Source organism: Chitinophaga sp. 05T412 (genome assembly GCF_056396465.1).
The window spans coordinates 441,602-460,198 of the sequence record NZ_JBFTLN010000005.1 but is presented as its reverse complement, the minus strand read 5'-3'; the positions used below and the strand labels follow the sequence as shown (position 1 = coordinate 460,198).

Sequence of the window (18,597 nt, the reverse complement as noted above, 5' to 3'; positions counted from 1 at the left end):
AAATGATGAAATCATATAAAAGATATATAGCTCCCGTTTTGTTGGTGGTTTCTATTGCAGGATTTTCCGCCTGTAATAAAAAGCTGGACGTGGTGCCAGGGTCTTACATTACTCCGGATCAGGTAAAGAATGAAAGCGATGTAATTGCAGAGCTCTTAGGTGCTTATGCTAATTTACAGCATTATGATGCGTATGGTGAAAGAGCGATTTTAATACCTGATTTGTTGGCCAATGAAGGAGAGTTATCCTTTGTCGGAACCTTTCTTCCTTATCGGCAAGTGGAAGCAAAAACTCAGCTGAAAACCAATGCCATTGCCGACGGTATTTGGCAGCGTGGTTACAAAATCATTAACACCGTAAATATTGTTATTGGAAATATAAAGCTTGTTTCTGCGGATAATAAGCCAATGATAGAAGGAGAAGCCAGGTTTATACGTGCGTTAATGTACTTCCATATGTGTAATTTATATGGGAGGCCGTATTCTGCAGGAAGCGTTACTGCCAATCCTGCGGTGCCGTTGATTCTTGATCCTATTGTAGCTCAGGCAGATCTTGAAAAGGGAAATCAGCCAAGAGCAACTGTAGATGCCATTCACAAACAGGTATTGGCAGATTTGAAATTTGCGGTTGAGCATCTTCCGGAAGGAAATACCAATGGGAGGGCTGATAAATTTTCTGCATATGCAATTCTTTCAAGAGTGTACATGTCAGAAGGTTTGTATAAAGAAGCTGCAGTCGCAGCAGATTCTGTTATCGAATTAGGATCATTTGTACTGGCATCTTCTTATGATAAAGCCTTCAATAATGGGTTGAACTCATCTGAGGACATTTTTGCTATTCAACAAACCAACCAGAGCAATGCAGGAACGTCCGACAATGGATTACAGACATTCTATGCTCCCCGGGCAAAAGGGGGCAGAGGAGATATCCTTGTTGATTCAAGCAAGTTTTCTTTTGAACCCCAGGATGATCGTAAAGGGTTTCTTTATGCGGGCCGTGGAATTACCGGAGTAAGCGGATTGTATACAACAAAATGGAAAGAGCGGTACAAGGTTTATACAGTAGCACGTTTATCAGAGATGTATCTGACGAGAGCAGAATCCAATCTGCGTGCGGGTACCAGCGTAGGCGCTACTCCATTGGAGGATGTGAATAAGATAAGAGTAAGAGCCAATGCTACTCCGTTGGCAACTGTTACTGCAGATATCGTAGTTCAGGAGCGTGTAAGAGAGCTTGCTTTCGAAGGGGATAAACTGTGGACATATAAGCGCCTGAAGAAGAATGTTGGCACCCTGACTTATACGGATGATAAGCTGGTACTTCCCATTCCTCAGCGTGAAACTGATGCGAATAGCAAGCTCACCCAGAATCCGGGATACTAATATTTCATAATATAATGAGTCTTTTGCGGGCTTCCCATTACCGGGAAGCCCGCTTTCATTCATGAAATATTAATAATATCAACAGCTTTTCGTTTTCTGTTAATAACTTTTATACAAATTTTTTATTGAAAATCAATCAATTACAAAGGTGCTGTGTAAAAAAGTGTCCAAATTGTATGGTTATTAAGATTGTGCAATGTACCTTTGCACTCCTCATAATGGGGAATTGTTTACAAGACGTAATTTTTATCGTATACAACAATGAATACATTAAGTTTTAGAACTAAATCGGCTAACGACGCTTACGTAAAGCGTGACTGGCATATAGTAGATGCTACCAACCTGACACTGGGTAGAGTAGCAGCTAAAATGGCGGCAATCTTAAGAGGTAAAAACAAGCCTTATTATACGCCTCACACTGATTGTGGTGATTATATCATCGTAATCAACGCTGAAAAAATTGCTTTAACCGGCAATAAAATGGCGGAGAAAGAATACATGCACTACACTGGTTTCCCAGGTGGTCAGAGAATCGAATTAGCAAAGGACCTGGTTCGTCGCCGTCCTGAAGTACTGATCGAAAAGGCTGTTAAAGGCATGCTGCCTAAAAACCGTCTGGGCCGTGCGATGTACAAAAAATTATTTGTATATGCTGGTGCTGAACATCCGCATGCAGCGCAGAAACCACAACCTTTAACTTTCTAATTTTTCTCTGATACATGGAAAAGCAAAAAAATACAATAGGTCGTCGTAAGGAAGCTGTTGCCCGTGTTTATATCAACAAGGGTACCGGTAACATTACAGTTAACGACAAAGATTATAAAAACTACTTTTCTTTGATCTACCTGCAGAATCAGGTAGAGCTGCCTTTMAAAACTATCGATGCACTCGATAAATTTGATGTGAAAATCAATGCACAAGGTGGTGGTATCAAAGGTCAGGCAGAAGCTATTAAGCTGGGTATTGCCCGTGCACTGTGCGAAGTGAACATTGAGTTCCGTCCCGCACTGAAAGCAGCAGGCCTCCTGAAACGTGATCCACGTGGAGTTGAACGTAAGAAACCAGGTAAAGCGAAAGCAAGAAGAAGCTTCCAGTTCTCTAAACGCTAATATTTTTGAGCTATTGGCTGTTAGCTACTGGCTAATTCGCCAGCCGCTAAAAGCTAAACATTATTTGATCCTTTTAATTGAGCAATATAAACATGGAAAATAATACCTCATTGCAGCAGCAGTTACTGGAGGCAGGTGTTCACTTCGGTCACCTGAAGAAAAAGTGGAATCCCAAGATGCTGCCTTATATTTTCGCAGAAAAGAAAGGTATTCATATCATTGATCTGAACAAGACCGTAGAAGGATTACAGGAAGCAGCAGCTGCCCTGAAATCTATCGCTAAAAGCKGTAAAAAGATCATGTTCGTTGCTACTAAAAAGCAAGCGAAAGAAATCGTAGCAGATGCTGCGCGTAACATCAACATGCCTTTCGTTACTGAAAGATGGTTAGGTGGTATGCTCACCAACTTCTCTACAATCCGTAAGAGTGTTAAGAAAATGCAGAGCATTGAAAAAATGCTGCAGGACGGTACATTCGACAACATCACTAAGAAAGAACGTCTGACTTTAAGCCGCGATAAAGAGAAAATGGAGAAAGTGCTGGGTGGTATCGCGCAACTGGCACGTGTACCAGCTGCACTGTTCATGGTAGATATCAGCCACGAACACATCGCTCTGGCAGAAGCTAAACGTCTGGGCATCTCTACTTTCGGTATGGTAGATACTAACTCTGACCCTACTAAAGTTGACTTCGCAATCCCTGCGAACGATGACGCTACTAAATCAATCGCTATTATTACCAGCTATATCTGCGCAGCAATCGCTGAAGGTCTGTCTGAAAGAGCTACAGAGAAATCTGAAGAAGTAGAGGAAGAAGAAGAAGCAGACGATAAGGCACGCAAATTCGACGTTGAAGGCGGTGAAGATCGCGAAAGAGGTCGTAAAACTGGCGCTCAAGGTGGTGGCAGTGGACGTGGTCAGGGCGGTCAAGGTGGCGGCGCTAATCGCGGTGGTCAAGGCGGCGGTCGTGGTCCAGGTGGCCAGGGCGGCGGTGCTAACCGTGGTGGTGGAGCTAACCGTGGTGGCGGTGCACCAGGTGGTGGACAACGTCGTCCGTCTGGCGCTGGCAACAACAACGGTCCTAGAAAACCAGGTGGCGGAAGATAATTATTACGCTTTAAGCTATTAGCCTTTAGCTTTTAGTAAATGCACCAGCAATTGTTTTTGCCTGCATTTATTAAGACCTAAAGGCTAATAGGTAAAGGCTGATCATAAATTTTTACAACAATTAAACTATTTATAGCTCATGGCAACAATTACAGCAGCTGATGTAAATAAACTGCGTCAGCAAACTGGTGCTGGTATGATGGATTGCAGAAAGGCACTGGTAGAAAGTGATGGTGATTTTGAACAAGCAGTAGACTACCTGCGTAAGAAAGGTCAGAAAGTGGCCGCTTTACGTTCCGATCGTGAAACCAAAGAAGGCGTTATCATCGCTAAAACATCAGCTGATGGTAAATCCGGTGTTATCGTAGGTCTGGGTTGTGAAACTGACTTCGTTGCTAAAAACGAAGATTTCGTAAAATTTGCTCAGTCTATCGTTGATCTGGCGCTGGCTAACGGTATCAAAACCGTAGAAGACCTGAACGCAGCTTCTCTGGATGGCGCTACCATTGCTGATAAAGTAAACGATCAGGTAGCTAAAATCGGTGAAAAAATCACCCTGAATAAATTTGAATTCGTTGAAGCTGGTGCAGTAACTTCTTACATCCATGGTAACTACCGTATGGGCGTTCTGGTTGCTTTCTCTAAACCTGTTTCTGAAGAAGTAGGTAAAGACATCGCTATGCAAATCGCAGCAATGAGCCCTATCGCAGTTGATGCGGATGGCGTTCCTGCTGAATTAATTGCACGCGAAAAAGAAATCGCTGTTGAACAAGTGAAAGCAGAAGGTAAACCTGCTGAAATGGCGGAAAAAATTGCTGCCGGTAAAGTAAATAAATTCTTCAAAGAAAGCACCCTGCTGCAACAGGCTTTCGTTAAGGACAACAACAAGTCCGTAGCGGATTACCTGAAGTCTGTAGATGCTGACCTGAAAGTGGTTAGCTTTAAGCGAATCGCTTTAGGTTAATATCATCATATTGAAAAAAAGGAGAGAATTTCGTTTCTCTCCTTTTTTTTGTGCATAACTAATCATACACTTCAATCCATCAGAAAATAAGAAGTCACCAAGGCATTTTTTCCTTCATTTCCTCCTTTCTGCATTTAAGTTGTATATTAGAATACCGTAAACCGGATTAGGAATCACAATCTCACAATATTTTATAGCGTCATGTTGCCAAAGTATAAGCGTATTTTGCTCAAATTGAGCGGTGAAGCCCTCATGGGGGATGCAAATTATGGTATTGATCCGAAGGTGATAACACAATACGCCTATGATATTAAGGCGGTTACCGACCTAGGGGTACAGGTAGCCATCGTCATAGGTGGAGGAAATATCTACCGCGGTATGAATGAAGCCGAAACAGGCATCGAAAGAGCACAAGGCGATTATATGGGAATGCTCGCCACTGTTATCAACGGCATGGCCCTGCAAAGTGGACTGGAAAAAGTAGGCCTCTACACCCGCCTCCAGTCTGCCATCAAAATGGAACAAATTGCTGAACCTTATATCCGCCGCCGCGCTATCCGCCACGTGGAAAAAGGTCGTGTCGTAATATTCGGCGGAGGTACCGGCAACCCGTACTTTACTACGGATACTGCCGCTTCCCTGCGCGCTATCGAAATTCAGGCAGATGTTATCCTGAAAGGAACCCGGGTAGATGGTATCTACACAGCCGATCCTGAAAAAGATAAAACTGCTACCCGCTACGAAACCATTACTTTCTCAGAAGTATACCAGAAATCCCTCAACGTGATGGATATGACAGCATTTACCCTTTGCCAGGAAAATAAGCTGCCTATTATCGTGTTTGATATGAATCGTCAGGGTAACCTCCTGAACGTGATCATGGGTAAAAATGTAGGTACTTTGGTGAAAGGATAATTTTAGCTGTTAGCCTTTAGCTATTAGCTTTTAGCAAAAATGCAGCGAAGAACATATCATATGTTCTTCGCTGCATTTTTGCTAAAAGCTAATAGCTAAAGGCTGATGGCTCACTTCAGCACTCCCTTCAGCGCACTCATKGGAATAAACAACGTTACCTGCCCTAAAGCATAAGGTCCTATCTCGTAAGGCACATAACTGAATGCTACGCCCTTGTTAGTAACAATCATATTATTATTGGGTGGGATACTTTTTACCAACAGGTTCTGATCCAACGCTTCTTCTTCACTCATATGAAACCTGTCTTTGAAAGCCTTATCCAGCAATGCACTTACGGTTTCTTTATAACCAGGTTTGAAAATATCATCTGGCGTAAGCACTTTGCGCTTAGATRAATCCAATGTTTTATAGGTAGCCCCCCAGTTGCCATGCGCCCCGCCAGTAAAGTCGTACGCATACTTCTCCACTACCAGTAACGGCCAGGTATTATATACTACTTTCATATCGTTGTCAGTAGTCCAGTTCCACGACAAGGCAGTGGAAGCGTCGCTGAATTCACTGCTGTCGGCATCTTTGGCGGATACGCGGTAGCTGAGAATGAAAGAGTCGATACCCCTTTTTAAGTACTGCTGCGGCGTTTTGAAATAATTGCTACCTGTGATCTGCTGAACAATGAAGTGGGCAATGGTAGAATCTACCGTTGAATCGGGCCATATCATACTGTTGGAAACAGTGCCTATCGGCGATTTCGGGAAGGTGGGTATTAGTTTTGCCGAGTCAATCAGGTAAAATACCTGCAACGGTACGGCTTTCTGCAGGTCAGTATGAAACTCAAAATGATAAGACGTGCCATTGCCATGCCATACGCCCTTAAATTTCCCGTCGTCAGAAAGATAACCGCTGAACAACCGGTCTTCCGAGCTGTTATTGGTTTCTTCGTAGATGTTTACCAGGTTGGAATCCAGGGTACCCCATAACGAAACAGGGCGACCGGTGCTATCATCGCTATAGTAGCCGCGAAACAGATTGGGAGCGGTTTTTAGCAATTGCATGGTAATTTCTTTATCGCCTAATTTTCCTTTGAGTTGTGTATAAAACAGGGGAGTAGACACCAGTGGTACAATGGTGTTGGCGGTATTACCGGCGGCAGCGCTGTCTTTCTCGCTGCGCGTATGGCACGACAGTAAAACTATCGCCAGCAGTAATACCAATAATGAAGCTCTTTTCATAGTATGATTTATATCAGATCCATCAAAATTACTATTATCCTTCCATACCTTTGAGGACCCATTTGAACCAATAAAATTAACAGACCATGTTGAACCAGAAAATAGCTGATTTACGGAAAGATTATAAGCTGGCTTCCCTGGATGAAAGTGACATTGCACCTTATCCCCTGGCGCAGTTTGGGAAATGGTGGCAAGAGGCAATTGATAGTGAAATAGACGAAAGCAATGCCATGACCCTGGCTACCAGTACGCCGGACGGACGTCCTTCTGCACGCATTGTACTGCTGAAAAGCTTCGATGAAGAGGGTTTCTTATTTTTCACCAACTATGAAAGCCGCAAGGGACAGGAGTTGGCGCAAAACCCACATGTTACCTTGTTGTTCTTCTGGCGGGAGCTGGAAAGACAGGTACGCATAGAAGGCACCGTTAGTAAGGCGCCGGTAGGCATCAGTAATGAATATTATAACAGTCGTCCTTTGGGTAGCAGGATAGGAGCCATCGCTTCGCCTCAAAGCAAGGTGATTCCCGGCCGATCTTTCCTGAATGAACAGGTAGATCAGGTAGCCGCAAAATATGAACATACGGCGCCTCAAAGACCCGATTACTGGGGAGGATATATCGTAAAGCCTCAGGCAATAGAATTCTGGCAGGGTAGAAGCAGTCGCTTGCACGACCGCATTTTGTATTCGCTGGCACCGGATGGTAGCTGGACAACGGCACGGCTGGCACCGTGAGTGCAGGATGCTAAAAGCCTAAAGCAAAAAGCTAGTAAAGCGAATGATAGCAGCGATATTGAATTATTCAATGGCTCTTATCATTCGCTTTACTAGCTTTTTGCTTTAGGCTTTTAGCTGTAAGCTTATGCTTTAGGCGCTGCTGGTTTAGCGGCGGTATTTTTCCTTGTTTTAGCAGATCTTACTTTACCGAAGGATCCACTGAAGATCTTGCCTTTTTTGGTTTTGATATCTCCTCTACCCATAACGAATAATTTGAAGTTTGTTGTTTATTAAATATGATGTTATCAGGCTGCAAATTACTGTAATTCGATGAAATTGTATAGTGCCGGCCGTTTGATATAAAAAAAAAGCAAGAAACATAATTGTTCCTTGCTTGAATAAGTTGTGCTAACTGATTAGAGCTTGTCGGATAAAGCTTTACCAGCTTTGAACTTAGCAACTTTCTTAGCTTTGATCTTGATGATCTGACCGGTTTGTGGGTTTCTACCGTTACGTGCAGCACGTTTAGAAACGGAGAAAGTACCGAAACCAACCAAAGTTACTTTGCCACCTTTTTTCAGGGTATCAGCAACAGCTTTGGTGAAAGAATCCAGAGCTTCGTTAGCTTGGGTTTTKGTAATAGCTGCATCTTTAGCAAGCTTGTCGATTAATTCGGCTTTGTTCATAGTTAGTAAGATTTAACTAGTGAAAAAATGTTTGATGTGAGCAAATATAGCGCGTTTTATCAGATTACCAAATTTTTTACAACTTTTTTATAGAAAATTTTATCGGCTGAAAAACGCTACTGGTAACGGTTACAGCTGATTAGTGGCAACCATGCTAAAGTAACGACCTTTAGCAGAATTGCGTAAAACACTGTGCTGTAGCATGTTTGCCGGTTTTTTTACCATTAATAGGGCCTAAAACCAAGTATTGTACCAAAGTCTGGAGGCCTTGAAAATAGTGGATTTCCTGTGGATAAGTTTAGTCAAGATCCCTTACTTAAATCACCTCCATAATGGTATTAAAGGCAATAAAACGATCCCCGAAAATGCTATGTGCACGCTCCCGAAGGCCTTGTTGGTACCGCTCTGAGAAGGTATTGTACTGTTCCAGGCTATCCGCAAAATACTGTACTACATAAGTAGGCCCTTCACTATCATCCTGCTCTAATAACCGGCTCATACGGTAGTCGCTGAATAACCCCGTATCCATAACAGCCGGAATCTGTGATTCCTTCATCCACTGAAGCCATTGGAATGTCGCATCTGTGGCCACTTTGGTGGTTACATTGTATATGATCATATTACTTTTTGCTTATACAGTCAGCTCTACAAATACCGGACAATGATCCGAATGCTTCACCTGCTGGTAAATAGTAGCGTGCTTTAACTGCTCCTTCAGTGGAGTAGTGACGTTGATATAGTCTATACGCCAGCCCTTGTTATTGTTCCTGGCATTGGCCCGGAAGCTCCACCAGCTATATTGATGAGGGTCTGTATTAAAATGACGGAAACTGTCTACGAAGCCGCTCTCAAAGAAACGGTCCATCCAGGCCCGTTCTTCAGGCAAAAAGCCGGTAGAGTTTTTATTGCTTACCGGATCATGGATATCTATCGGCTTATGACAAATGTTGTAATCCCCACATACCACCAGCTTTGGGCGGGTTTTCCTCAATTCAGCCAGGTAAGCGAAAAATTCATCCAGCCACTGGTATTTATAAGTTTGCCTGATATCCCCACTGGTGCCGGAAGGGAAGTAGGTATTGATCAGGGTAATATCGCCGAAATCCAGGCGGATGAAGCGCCCTTCTGTATCGCTTTGCTCATGCCCGTTACCATATTGTACAAAGTCAGGTTTGATACGGGTCAGCACGGCTACACCACTGTAGCCTTTCTTCTGGGCAGGATACCAGTAATGTTCATACCCCAGCTTTTCAAACTGTTGGAAGTCGATGTTTTCCTGGTGAGCTTTAATTTCCTGGAGGCAGATAACATCTGCAGGATCGGACTGTAACCATTCGGTGAACCCTTTGGTCATGGCGGACCTCAGGCCGTTTACATTATAAGATATGATACGCATATGTAGCTTTTGGCGGTTGGCCATTAGCTTTTAGTAAGATGGAACAAATTTGTCTTCACCTCACTAAAAACCAATGGCCATTCTATCTGAAATATCAAGGGTTAACTGTTTAACCATCCGTTTCGTTCTAACGGCTTATGGCTAAAAGCTAACTGCTAAAGATCGTATTCAAGGTTGGGGCGAAGCCACTGTTCTACTTCTTCTATAGTCCAGCCTTTACGGGTGGCATATTCCGCTACCTGGTCTTTCTCTATTTTACCCAATCCAAAATATTTACTTTCAGGATTTGCAAAATACCAGCCACTCACGCTGGATGCAGGATACATCGCTAGGGATTCAGTGAGCGTTATACCGGTGTTTTCGGTAGCGTTCAACAAATCAAACAATTTATATTTTTCGGTATGGTCAGGGCAGGCGGGATAACCCGGCGCCGGACGGATACCAGCATATTCTTCTTTAATCAATTGATCATTGCTGAGATGCTCTTCTGTGGCGTACCCCCAGAATTCTTTACGCACACGCTCGTGCATCAATTCCGCGAAAGCCTCCGCCAGTCTGTCGGCYAGGGCTTTCAGCATAATGCTGTTATAGTCGTCGTGTTCCGCTTTGAATTTATCCAGCCACTTTTCAATACCAACACCTGTAGTCACTGCAAACCCGCCAATATAGTCGGTTTTGCCATTTTCAACAGGAGCAATGAAATCGGCCAGTGAGAAATTAGGTTGTCCCGGCGCCTTTTTCACCTGCTGACGCAGGAACTCCAGCTGTGCCGGAGCTATGTCGGCTTGCTCAGGCGTTACCTTTACGGAGTCTGCCGCTACGCGGTTTGCCGGATAAAGGCCTATCACCGCATTGGCGCCCAGCCATTTCTCGTCGATTATTTTCTTCAGTAATTCCTGTGCATCGTTGAACAGACGGGTGGCTTCTACACCTACAATCTCATCGCTGAGAATTTGCGGGAACTTGCCGTGCAACTCCCAGGCAATGAAAAACGGTTGCCAGTCTATATATGCTGCAATTTCTTTCAGATCGTAGTTCTCAAATTTCATTACCCCGGTCTTTTTAGGTTTTACCGGCGTAAAGCTATTCCAGTCGATCGGGGCTTTGTTTTGCTGCGCCTGCGCGATGGAAAGGAACTGTTTGGTCTGTTTTTTATTCTTGAATGCCTCGTTCAGCTTATGATATTCTTGCTGGATACCAGCCAGGAAATCAGGCTTCAGGGCCTTATTCAGGAGGCTGCCGGTAACGGTTACGCTACGGGAAGCATCCAGTACGTGTACTACCCCATGGCCATATTCCTGGGCTATTTTAACCGCCGTATGGGTGCGACTGGTAGTAGCGCCGCCAATGATCAGGGGAATATCAAATTCCTGCCTTTTCAGTTCACGGGCCACGTGTACCATTTCGTCGAGGCTAGGGGTAATCAAACCACTTAACCCGATGATATCAACTTTCTCCTGACGCGCGGTCTGCAAAATCTTCTCTGCAGGTACCATTACGCCGAGGTCAATAATTTCATAGCCATTACAAGCCAGTACTACGCCTACGATGTTTTTACCGATATCGTGTACATCTCCTTTTACGGTGGCCAGCAAAATTTTCCCGGCGGCTTTGATCTCTCCTCCGAATTTTTCCTGCATACGCAGTTTTTCTTCTTCAATATAAGGAGTCAGAATTGCCACCGATTTTTTCATCACACGGGCACTCTTTACCACCTGGGGTAAGAACATTTTACCACTGCCAAACAGGTCACCTACGATGTTCATACCAGCCATCAGCGGGCCTTCAATCACATCCAGCGGACGTGGATATTTGACACGGGCTTCTTCCGTATCTCCATCAATATAATCGGTGATACCGTTTACGAGGGCATGACTTAACCGCTCTTCCACTGTTCCCAGTCTCCAGGTTTCATCTTTCTCTACAACTTTACCCTTGGCCTTAACGGTTTCCGCAAATTGTATGAGCCTTTCGGTGGCATCATCCCGTCTATTTAATATGGCATCCTCACAAAGTTCCCGCAGCTGTGGTTCAATGTCGTCATAGATCTGAAGCATACCGGCATTCACAATACCCATATCCATACCCGCTCTGATGGTGTGGAACAGGAATACGGAGTGCATGGCTTCACGCACCGTTTCGTTACCCCGGAAAGAGAACGATACGTTACTCACCCCACCGCTCACTTTAGCCAATGGCATCAGTTCCTTAATACGACGGGTGGCGTTAATGAATTCTACTGCATAGTTATTGTGTTCTTCAATACCAGTGGCAATAGCAAATATATTGGGGTCGAAGATGATGTCTTGCGGTGCAAAACCTACTACTTCGGTTAATATTTTATAAGCGCGGTGGCTGAAGCTGACACGTTTTTCTTCGGTGTCTGCCTGTCCGTGTTCATCGAAGGCCATTACCACTACGGCAGCGCCGTAGCTTTTGCAAATATGTGCTTGCTCAATAAATTTGGCTTCTCCTTCTTTTAAGCTGATGGAGTTGACAATACATTTACCTTGTACGCATTTCAAACCGGCTTCAATCACAGAAAACTTACTGGAGTCAATCATCACCGGGATACGGGAGATGTCTGGTTCTGCCGCAAGGAGGTTCAGGAAGGTAGACATTGCCACTTCGCCATCCAGGAGGGCATCGTCCATGTTCACGTCCAGGATCTGGGCGCCGCTTTCTACCTGTTGACGGGCAACAGATAGCGCTTCTTCATAATGGCCTTCCCTGATCAGGCGGGCAAATTTCTTTGATCCGGTAACGTTGGTACGTTCCCCAACGTTAATGAAATTGGTTTCTGGTCTTACTACCAGTGGTTCCAGTCCGCTCAGGCGCATGAAGGGTTGAATGACCCTGCGTTCTTCGCTTACAATTGATTCACTGACAATATCTGTATTATGTATAATAGTTTCGCTCATTGTTGCTGTTACTGGGTGTTAAATAGAAAACCTGCTGTGATAGATTAAGCCAGTGAGTCGGCTAATACTGGTTTCAGCCGTGGTTTGATATGTTTCACATGTTCTGCAATATGGCGTATATGGTCTGGTGTGGTACCACAGCAACCGCCTACTACGTTCACAAAGCCGGAGCTKGCAAAGTCTTCTATGATACATGCGGTGTCTTCTGGTTCCTCATCGTATTCACCAAAGGCATTGGGCAAGCCGGCGTTAGGGTAGCAGCTTACGTAGCAGCTGGCAATGTTGGACAATTCTTCCACATAAGGACGCATCTGTTGTCCGCCCAGGGCGCAGTTCAAGCCAATAGAAAACGGATTGGCGTGCATTACCGAAATATAAAACGCTTCCAGGGTTTGACCGCTAAGGGTTCTGCCGGAAGCATCGGTGATGGTACCGGAAATCATGACAGGAATTTCTGGTTTGCCGGATTCACGGAAGTATTTCTTGATCGCATAAATAGCGGCTTTGCAGTTCAGCGTATCAAAGATGGTTTCTATCAGGAGTATATCCACGCCACCATCGGAGAGGCCACGCACCTGTTCTTCATAGGCTGCGGCTACTTCATCGAAGTATACGGAGCGGAAGCCGGGATTGTTTACATCCGGTGATAACGACAATGTTTTATTCATGGGACCAATTGCACCAGCCACGAAGCGTGGTTTATCTGGTGTTAGGGCATTGTAGGCGGCTGTTGCTTTTTTGGCAATAGTAGCAGCAGCTACATTCAGCTCATAGGCCAGTTCCTGCATATCATAGTCGGCCATGGCAATAGAGGTGCTGCTGAATGTATTGGTTTCAATAATATCAGCACCAGCTTCCAGGTATTCCCGGTGGATGGCTTCAATGATCTGTGGCTGGGTGAGGTTCAGGAGGTCGTTATTGCCTTTAAGATCGCTGGGATAGTTGGCAAAGCGGGTGCCTCTGTAGTCAGATTCCTGGAGTTGATAGCGTTGTATCATGGTGCCCATTGCACCATCAATGATGAGTATACGCTCGTTGGCGCAGTCTTGCAAAGATTTCATAATTGTCAAGGCGTTTATTAGTTGCTGTTGAGAAATGAAAACAGGGTCGAACAATAAACAAATCCACCCTGAAAAATCCACACAAATATAACCTTTTCCCAACTAATATTTTGTTTTGTGAATTTGCGTTTCCTAAGATGTGACCGGAGTTTTAGCCGCCTTTTGCTTCCATCTATATCAAACGTTGTGAATATAGATTTTGTTTATATTCGAAAAATTAATTTGGCAGTAGTCTATAAAGTCTACTATATTTGTAGGGTAATAGAAAGACACCATGCAACAAAATGATAGAAATATAGTGATTTACCCGGCCATGGCCACCCACCAGTCCTCCGCCCACACTCCCTATAATTGCTGTTGCAATTAACAGATTCATCATTAGGTCTACTTTAACATTTTATTACAACAAAATTAGTGTCAGTCATGACGATATCAGAACATATCCATACCCTGCATAAACACCTGGCCAGCCTGGGTTTACAGCCAGTGCCGCAGTCAACAGACGACCGGCAACCGGAAGTGTTTAAGGTATGCTTCTTAAATAAATATGAAATGCAGCGGTGGAAAGAGCTGCAGGCTACAAAAGAATCAGAAACCAATCATACCATATTTCAGAACGATTCCTTAAAGGACGCGGTCTGACAAACTTTTCATAACGTGGAATTACAGGTTAAACGAAGACGGGTGCTATTGAGCACCCGTATTTTTTTTATAACATCGTGAATGTGTTTGGAAAATAGTAGCCGTATCGCGATTCCCTTCTCCCGAAAAACTAATTACTTACTTATTCTGTACATAGCTTTCCAGCGGCAACCGGTTGCTGATAGAACGTGCCAGTGTCATCTCATCGGCATATTCTAACTCGCCCCCAAAGGCAATACCACGGGCAATAGTGGTGATTTTTACCGGAAATTCTTTTAATTTTTTAGAGAGATAATAAATGGTAGTATCCCCTTCAATAGTAGGACTTACCGCCATAATCACTTCTTCTACTCCCTGAAACCGCACTCTTTCCACCAGGGAATGTACATTCAACTGATCCGGACCAATGCCATCAATAGGAGAGATGATACCCCCCAACACATGATATAACCCATTGAATTGCTGGGTGTTTTCAATGGCCATCACATCCCGGATGCTTTCTACCACACATACTACCTGCTTTTGCCGGGAATGGCTGCTGCAAATACTACATATTTCTGCATCAGATACATTATGACACACATCGCAAAACCGGATCTGCTGCCGCATACGGGCAATCACATCTCCAAACTGTTCCACCTGGGCCGTTTCCTGCTTCAGCAGATGCAATACCAGGCGGAGAGCGGTTTTCTTACCAATCCCCGGCAGTTTTGCAAATTCATTTACCGCGTTTTCTATCAGAGCAGACGAAAATATCATAGTGCAAAGTTAGGAATATTGCAGCGGCGGGAGCTCATCTGCTCCCGCCGCATTTTTTTTAAATACTTATTTTCTTAGGTAGGGTCCAGTTGGCTTTGAGATTGATTTTTTCAATAACAATCACCCGCTCCGGCTGCTTCCGGGGATGGGTATAGTATTTACCCCGATCCCATTTGCCGTTGCCATTGGCATCCAGCAATAGCCTTACCTCATACTCACCCGGCGTAATGAAGCGCTGGCTCCATTTCCCATTCACTACAGTCCCGGAATATTTAACCGTTTTGTCCTGTACCAGCTGCACTACATAGTGCATGGTGCTATCGTTGATGGCGGATTTGGTACTATCACTGATATTCAGCTCCGTCAGCGCAAAAATGGAATAGTCAGATACTTTCTTGCTCCTGAACCGGAGGGTATCAGCCCGGGCCAAATGTTGCCCGGCGGTATCTGTTGGGCCATCATTGGGAATAATCAGCCGGTACGGTGTTCCTTCTTTCCAGGTATATCCAATGGTCCATTGGGTTTTAGTGGAATCCATGGTATTGGTAAAGGTCACCGGATTGTACGCGCTGTCTTCTCCCAAAATCACCCGATTACTGTCCAGATTTCTGAGTGGCAGCGAAAACGTGATCTTTAATGGTTTAGGCAATTCCTGCAAACCACCCTCGAGAGAAGCGGTAGCCGTTAATTTAGGCAACTTCTTCTTTTTCTTCTCGTCCTCTTCCTGCTGAAGGTCGGTAGAGTCAATTGGCTCTGGTGGCGGTTTTATGGTGCTGTCTGTTTCCATGAACAGCAGCATGTTTACATCCGATATATTGTTCTCTTTCAATACCAGCGGCTCTTCCACAAAGGCAATCTGTTCTGTAGGTTGGTTATATTGGAGGTCGCGGTCTTCTTCTTTCAGTGCAAAGATTTTATAGGCGCCCGGCGCAATGTTTTTAAAGCGGAAAGATCCATCTGCCCTGGTTTTGGCGTAGTATACCGGTTTCTCCTTGGAAACAATGGAGTCCGTGAGGTCGCGGTACAACATCACCGCAACGTTACTATCTACCTTACCATTCTCGGCATCTATCAGGTGACCGGTTACCTGTAAGCTATCCAGGTAATCGCCGGTAGACACCACATATTGAAAGTCCTGTACAATATTCCGTTCATTAATATCCCGGATGGCATCCGCAAAGTTGAAGGTATACGTGGTATTGGCTACCAGGGTATCCTTGATTTCCAGCGTAACGGTATGCAGCTTGGCAGTTACAATAGGCGGCCGTTTCAAGGTGGGTGACACAATCAGCTTGTCGTTCACATTGTCTAGTTCCACATATTCATCAAATATGAAGTATACCTTTTTACTATGAAAGTGAAGGGTGGAGTCGCGGGGCGTTACCTGCAGCAATACCGGAGGTAAACTATCCCTTGGCCCGCCACTGGGCGGTACAATGTTGGCGCATCGCGTAAATGAAATAGAAACGATAATAAACATCAGCCAGAAAACCCAGCTCCGGAAGAATTGATTCATATGACGAAGATAAAGCAGAAAGCAGAAAGCAAAAAGCAGAAAGCTACCAAAGCGAAGATAGGAGCATTTCCGTTATTTATAATTTATCCGCTTGTATCTTCGCTTTGGTAGCTTTCTGCTTTTTGCTTTAACCTTTTTCCATGGCCAGTATTTATTCATTGCGGCATACACAGATCATCCCCGCTTCCCCGGAGGACGTGTGGAATTATTTTTCATCTCCCGCTAACCTGTCTCATATTACGCCGGCTAACATGCGCTTTCGGGAAACCTCCGCTCCGCATACCGGCCAGGTGTATCCCGGACAGGTGATTACTTATACAGTGGCGCCCATAGCGGGTATCCCGCTGGAGTGGATGACAGAAATTACCCATGTAGCCTATCTTGATTATTTTGTAGATGAACAACGGGTAGGGCCCTACCGCCTGTGGCATCATGAACATCATTTTCAACCAGTACCCGGTGGCGTACAAATGACAGATATCGTGCATTACAAACTTCCTTTCGGCTGGCTGGGAAAGCTTGCTCACTGGCTGTTTGTAAAAAAACAGCTGGATGATCTGTTTGCCTACAGGCACCAGGTAATTGAAAAAATCTTTGGGCAGCCTACTGTTGCTCCGTAATAGTGCTGGTTAAATGATCTCCCGTAAATAACTTAAAAGTGCTTTTACCTGTTTTCGGAACTGCGCCAAGCCACAAAGGCATAATAGAAGAGGAGCCCTTATCCGGGTTGCTCACCGCTACAAAGTGCAGGGACGCGTTGTTGTTGGTATTGTCCGAAGTGGCGGCAGCCAACTGTATTTGAGTACCATAATAGGTAGGCGGCATAGTTGCAGCTACTACTACCTGGGTGCCGAAGTCGGGTCGGTCAATGGTATTATTCATGGTTTTAGCCACCCCAAATAAGCTATCAAAAGATGCCTGATTATCGATAACCCAGAACGTAAGACTATCCTTTACTGCAATGGTGTTTTTCACAAAGTAACCAGACAACGGTTTCACCTCCAGCTGACTTTCTGCCGAAGCCTGTACATCCAACGTGGTATCGTTGTCATTGTCCGTAGAGTCGGTGTCTGTTTTTTTTCCGTTGTTCACACAGGAAACAACCGCCAGGGTGCAAATAGAAAGTACAAATAATTTGATGTGCATGGGAGTATTTTTTTGGGTAAATAACGCTATTTGTCAATAATAGTTTTGCGGGAGATAGGAATCAACAGGGTGATGTTACCCACCGAATGTTTGCCAGTGCCGCTCATCCACTCTGTACGTGTTTTCTGCGTATAGAGAAGACTCATTCGATTAATTACAATACCGATACCATAATCCATGCCAATGGACCAGCGCCGCATATGCGTTTGCTGGCCACCTTGCAGCTGCTCAAAGTTAGTGTCTGTCGACTTAAATATGCCGCCTTGCAGCAATGCATTATAGGCAGTGAAGGTAAATTGCGGTCGTGCCATCAGATATAGCTGAAACCTTCTGGCAGAGGCGACAGCCAGGTCTCGATTACCGAAGTAAGGATTAAAAAGACCATAACGGATATAAGATAAGGCGCTGAAAGCGGTAGCCATAGTGCCTATTTTTCCGTCAACGCTACCTAATATTTCCAGGCTTTTTATGGGATTCCACAGCATGGCTTCATAGGTGAAATTGTAGTTAAGCAGCGGCGCATTGGGTACCTGGTATTCCCAGCCCCGGGGTGGTTGATACCCAATTAAATGATGGAAGAAGGTCTGTGATTCTTTGGCCAGTGCCCAGGGGCCCAACACGCCAAATACCAGTTCTGAACGAAAGCTGTATTTCTTTTCCGGGCTATACGAGGTAAGGCCATGTGTGGCAAACAGTGCACCGGCATAGTAAAAGTCGGACGGAATGAAGCTGCTGTCGGCAATCTGGTTAGGCGTGATCATCACCTGCATCAAATCCCATTCAAACACATTGATGGCATTAGCACCGGCTGTGGGAAGTATCCATTTATCCAGGAAAACCGATGGCTTTTTTTTCATGTAGAGATAACCTACCTGAGAGCCATTACTATAACCACGATCAGTACCCCGTCCCCACACATTGAAGAAGTCATCATCTTCGTATATCCTTAATTGTTTGGTAGCATCCTGGGTAATTTGCCCGGATGCTACGACTGTAGCGGCACAAAGGAGTATAAAGAGTAATAATTTCTTCATGCAGCAACTATTTAA

At 44.6% G+C, this 18,597-nt stretch carries 20 protein-coding genes; 9 read left to right on the top strand and 11 right to left on the bottom strand.

All coding sequences use genetic code 11. The features are described from left to right. Nucleotides 1-5 precede the first annotated feature (5 nt). From AC1DFM_RS14465 to pyrH, 6 genes are all read left to right on the top strand, one after another. Nucleotides 6-1,382 (top strand): RagB/SusD family nutrient uptake outer membrane protein, encoded by a 1,377-nt coding sequence (locus AC1DFM_RS14465; RefSeq protein ID WP_477077440.1) that lies wholly within the window; start codon nucleotides 6-8, stop codon nucleotides 1,380-1,382. Nucleotides 1,383-1,643: 261 nt separating this feature from the next. Further along, nucleotides 1,644-2,087 (top strand): 50S ribosomal protein L13, encoded by a 444-nt coding sequence (gene rplM / locus AC1DFM_RS14460; protein ID WP_291925722.1) that lies wholly within the window; start codon nucleotides 1,644-1,646, stop codon nucleotides 2,085-2,087. Nucleotides 2,088-2,101: 14 nt separating this feature from the next. Beyond that, nucleotides 2,102-2,491, top strand: coding sequence for a 30S ribosomal protein S9 (gene rpsI, locus AC1DFM_RS14455; protein ID WP_477077439.1), 390 nt, complete (start codon nucleotides 2,102-2,104; stop codon nucleotides 2,489-2,491). 92 nt (nucleotides 2,492-2,583) lie between these two features. Further along, nucleotides 2,584-3,597 carry a 30S ribosomal protein S2 gene (gene rpsB / locus AC1DFM_RS14450; protein WP_477077438.1) on the top strand — a complete coding sequence of 338 codons (1,014 nt, stop codon included), beginning with the start codon at nucleotides 2,584-2,586 and terminating at the stop codon, nucleotides 3,595-3,597. A gap of 139 nt (nucleotides 3,598-3,736) precedes the next feature. Then, nucleotides 3,737-4,561: a translation elongation factor Ts gene (gene tsf, locus AC1DFM_RS14445; protein ID WP_477077437.1), complete on the top strand. Its 825-nt coding sequence runs from the start codon at nucleotides 3,737-3,739 to the stop codon at nucleotides 4,559-4,561. Between the two features lie 201 nt (nucleotides 4,562-4,762). Then, nucleotides 4,763-5,476 (top strand): UMP kinase, encoded by a 714-nt coding sequence (pyrH, locus tag AC1DFM_RS14440; protein WP_089890113.1) that lies wholly within the window; start codon nucleotides 4,763-4,765, stop codon nucleotides 5,474-5,476. 110 nt (nucleotides 5,477-5,586) lie between these two features. On the opposite strand, the gene AC1DFM_RS14435 is transcribed toward pyrH, so the two are convergent. After that, nucleotides 5,587-6,705: a DUF3298 and DUF4163 domain-containing protein gene (locus tag AC1DFM_RS14435; RefSeq protein WP_477077436.1), complete on the bottom strand. Its 1,119-nt coding sequence runs from the start codon at nucleotides 6,703-6,705 to the stop codon at nucleotides 5,587-5,589. 86 nt (nucleotides 6,706-6,791) lie between these two features. Here AC1DFM_RS14435 and pdxH point away from each other — a divergent pair, with 86 nt between their 5' ends. After that, entirely contained in the window at nucleotides 6,792-7,439 is a 648-nt protein-coding gene (gene pdxH, locus AC1DFM_RS14430; RefSeq protein WP_477077435.1) for a pyridoxamine 5'-phosphate oxidase, read from the top strand. Between the two features lie 125 nt (nucleotides 7,440-7,564). Here the strand turns inward: pdxH and AC1DFM_RS14425 are convergent, their stop codons facing one another. The 6 genes from AC1DFM_RS14425 to AC1DFM_RS14400 all read right to left on the bottom strand — a co-directional run bounded on the left by AC1DFM_RS14425 (nucleotide 7,565) and on the right by AC1DFM_RS14400 (nucleotide 13,485). Continuing rightward, entirely contained in the window at nucleotides 7,565-7,684 is a 120-nt protein-coding gene (locus tag AC1DFM_RS14425) for a 30S ribosomal protein THX (protein WP_477077434.1), read from the bottom strand. A 153-nt stretch (nucleotides 7,685-7,837) separates the two neighbouring features. Then, on the bottom strand, nucleotides 7,838-8,107 hold the full coding sequence (locus AC1DFM_RS14420) for an HU family DNA-binding protein (RefSeq protein WP_029465307.1): 270 nt from the start codon (nucleotides 8,105-8,107) through the stop codon (nucleotides 7,838-7,840). Between the two features lie 316 nt (nucleotides 8,108-8,423). Next, nucleotides 8,424-8,726 (bottom strand): DUF4286 family protein, encoded by a 303-nt coding sequence (locus AC1DFM_RS14415; RefSeq protein ID WP_477077433.1) that lies wholly within the window; start codon nucleotides 8,724-8,726, stop codon nucleotides 8,424-8,426. A 12-nt stretch (nucleotides 8,727-8,738) separates the two neighbouring features. Next, entirely contained in the window at nucleotides 8,739-9,503 is a 765-nt protein-coding gene (locus AC1DFM_RS14410) for an exodeoxyribonuclease III (RefSeq protein ID WP_477077432.1), read from the bottom strand. Nucleotides 9,504-9,658: 155 nt separating this feature from the next. Beyond that, a complete protein-coding gene (metH, locus tag AC1DFM_RS14405) occupies nucleotides 9,659-12,424 on the bottom strand; it encodes a methionine synthase (RefSeq protein ID WP_477077431.1) in 2,766 nt (921 codons plus the stop codon). Nucleotides 12,425-12,468: 44 nt separating this feature from the next. Further along, nucleotides 12,469-13,485 (bottom strand): homocysteine S-methyltransferase family protein, encoded by a 1,017-nt coding sequence (locus AC1DFM_RS14400; protein ID WP_477077430.1) that lies wholly within the window; start codon nucleotides 13,483-13,485, stop codon nucleotides 12,469-12,471. A gap of 423 nt (nucleotides 13,486-13,908) precedes the next feature. On the opposite strand from AC1DFM_RS14400, the gene AC1DFM_RS14395 reads away from it, so the two are divergent. After that, complete coding sequence (locus AC1DFM_RS14395; protein ID WP_291925688.1) at nucleotides 13,909-14,127, top strand: hypothetical protein; 219 nt, start codon at nucleotides 13,909-13,911, stop codon at nucleotides 14,125-14,127. 138 nt (nucleotides 14,128-14,265) lie between these two features. On the opposite strand, the gene recR is transcribed toward AC1DFM_RS14395, so the two are convergent. Both recR and AC1DFM_RS14385 read right to left on the bottom strand, forming a co-directional pair. Then, on the bottom strand, nucleotides 14,266-14,886 hold the full coding sequence (gene recR / locus AC1DFM_RS14390; RefSeq protein WP_477077429.1) for a recombination mediator RecR: 621 nt from the start codon (nucleotides 14,884-14,886) through the stop codon (nucleotides 14,266-14,268). Nucleotides 14,887-14,944: 58 nt separating this feature from the next. Next, complete coding sequence (locus tag AC1DFM_RS14385; protein WP_477077428.1) at nucleotides 14,945-16,402, bottom strand: Ig-like domain-containing protein; 1,458 nt, start codon at nucleotides 16,400-16,402, stop codon at nucleotides 14,945-14,947. A gap of 140 nt (nucleotides 16,403-16,542) precedes the next feature. On the opposite strand from AC1DFM_RS14385, the gene AC1DFM_RS14380 reads away from it, so the two are divergent. Continuing rightward, the gene (locus AC1DFM_RS14380; RefSeq protein ID WP_477077427.1) at nucleotides 16,543-17,022 is read left to right on the top strand and encodes an SRPBCC family protein; all 480 of its coding nucleotides are present in this window, start codon (nucleotides 16,543-16,545) and stop codon (nucleotides 17,020-17,022) included. Here the strand turns inward: AC1DFM_RS14380 and AC1DFM_RS14375 are convergent. Together AC1DFM_RS14375 and AC1DFM_RS14370 are read right to left on the bottom strand one after the other, a co-directional pair. Next, a complete protein-coding gene (locus AC1DFM_RS14375) occupies nucleotides 17,006-17,548 on the bottom strand; it encodes a hypothetical protein (RefSeq protein ID WP_477077426.1) in 543 nt (180 codons plus the stop codon). The genes AC1DFM_RS14380 and AC1DFM_RS14375 overlap by 17 nt on opposite strands. 26 nt (nucleotides 17,549-17,574) lie before the next feature. After that, nucleotides 17,575-18,582, bottom strand: coding sequence for a lipid A-modifier LpxR family protein (locus tag AC1DFM_RS14370; RefSeq protein ID WP_477077425.1), 1,008 nt, complete (start codon nucleotides 18,580-18,582; stop codon nucleotides 17,575-17,577). Nucleotides 18,583-18,597 lie beyond the last annotated feature (15 nt).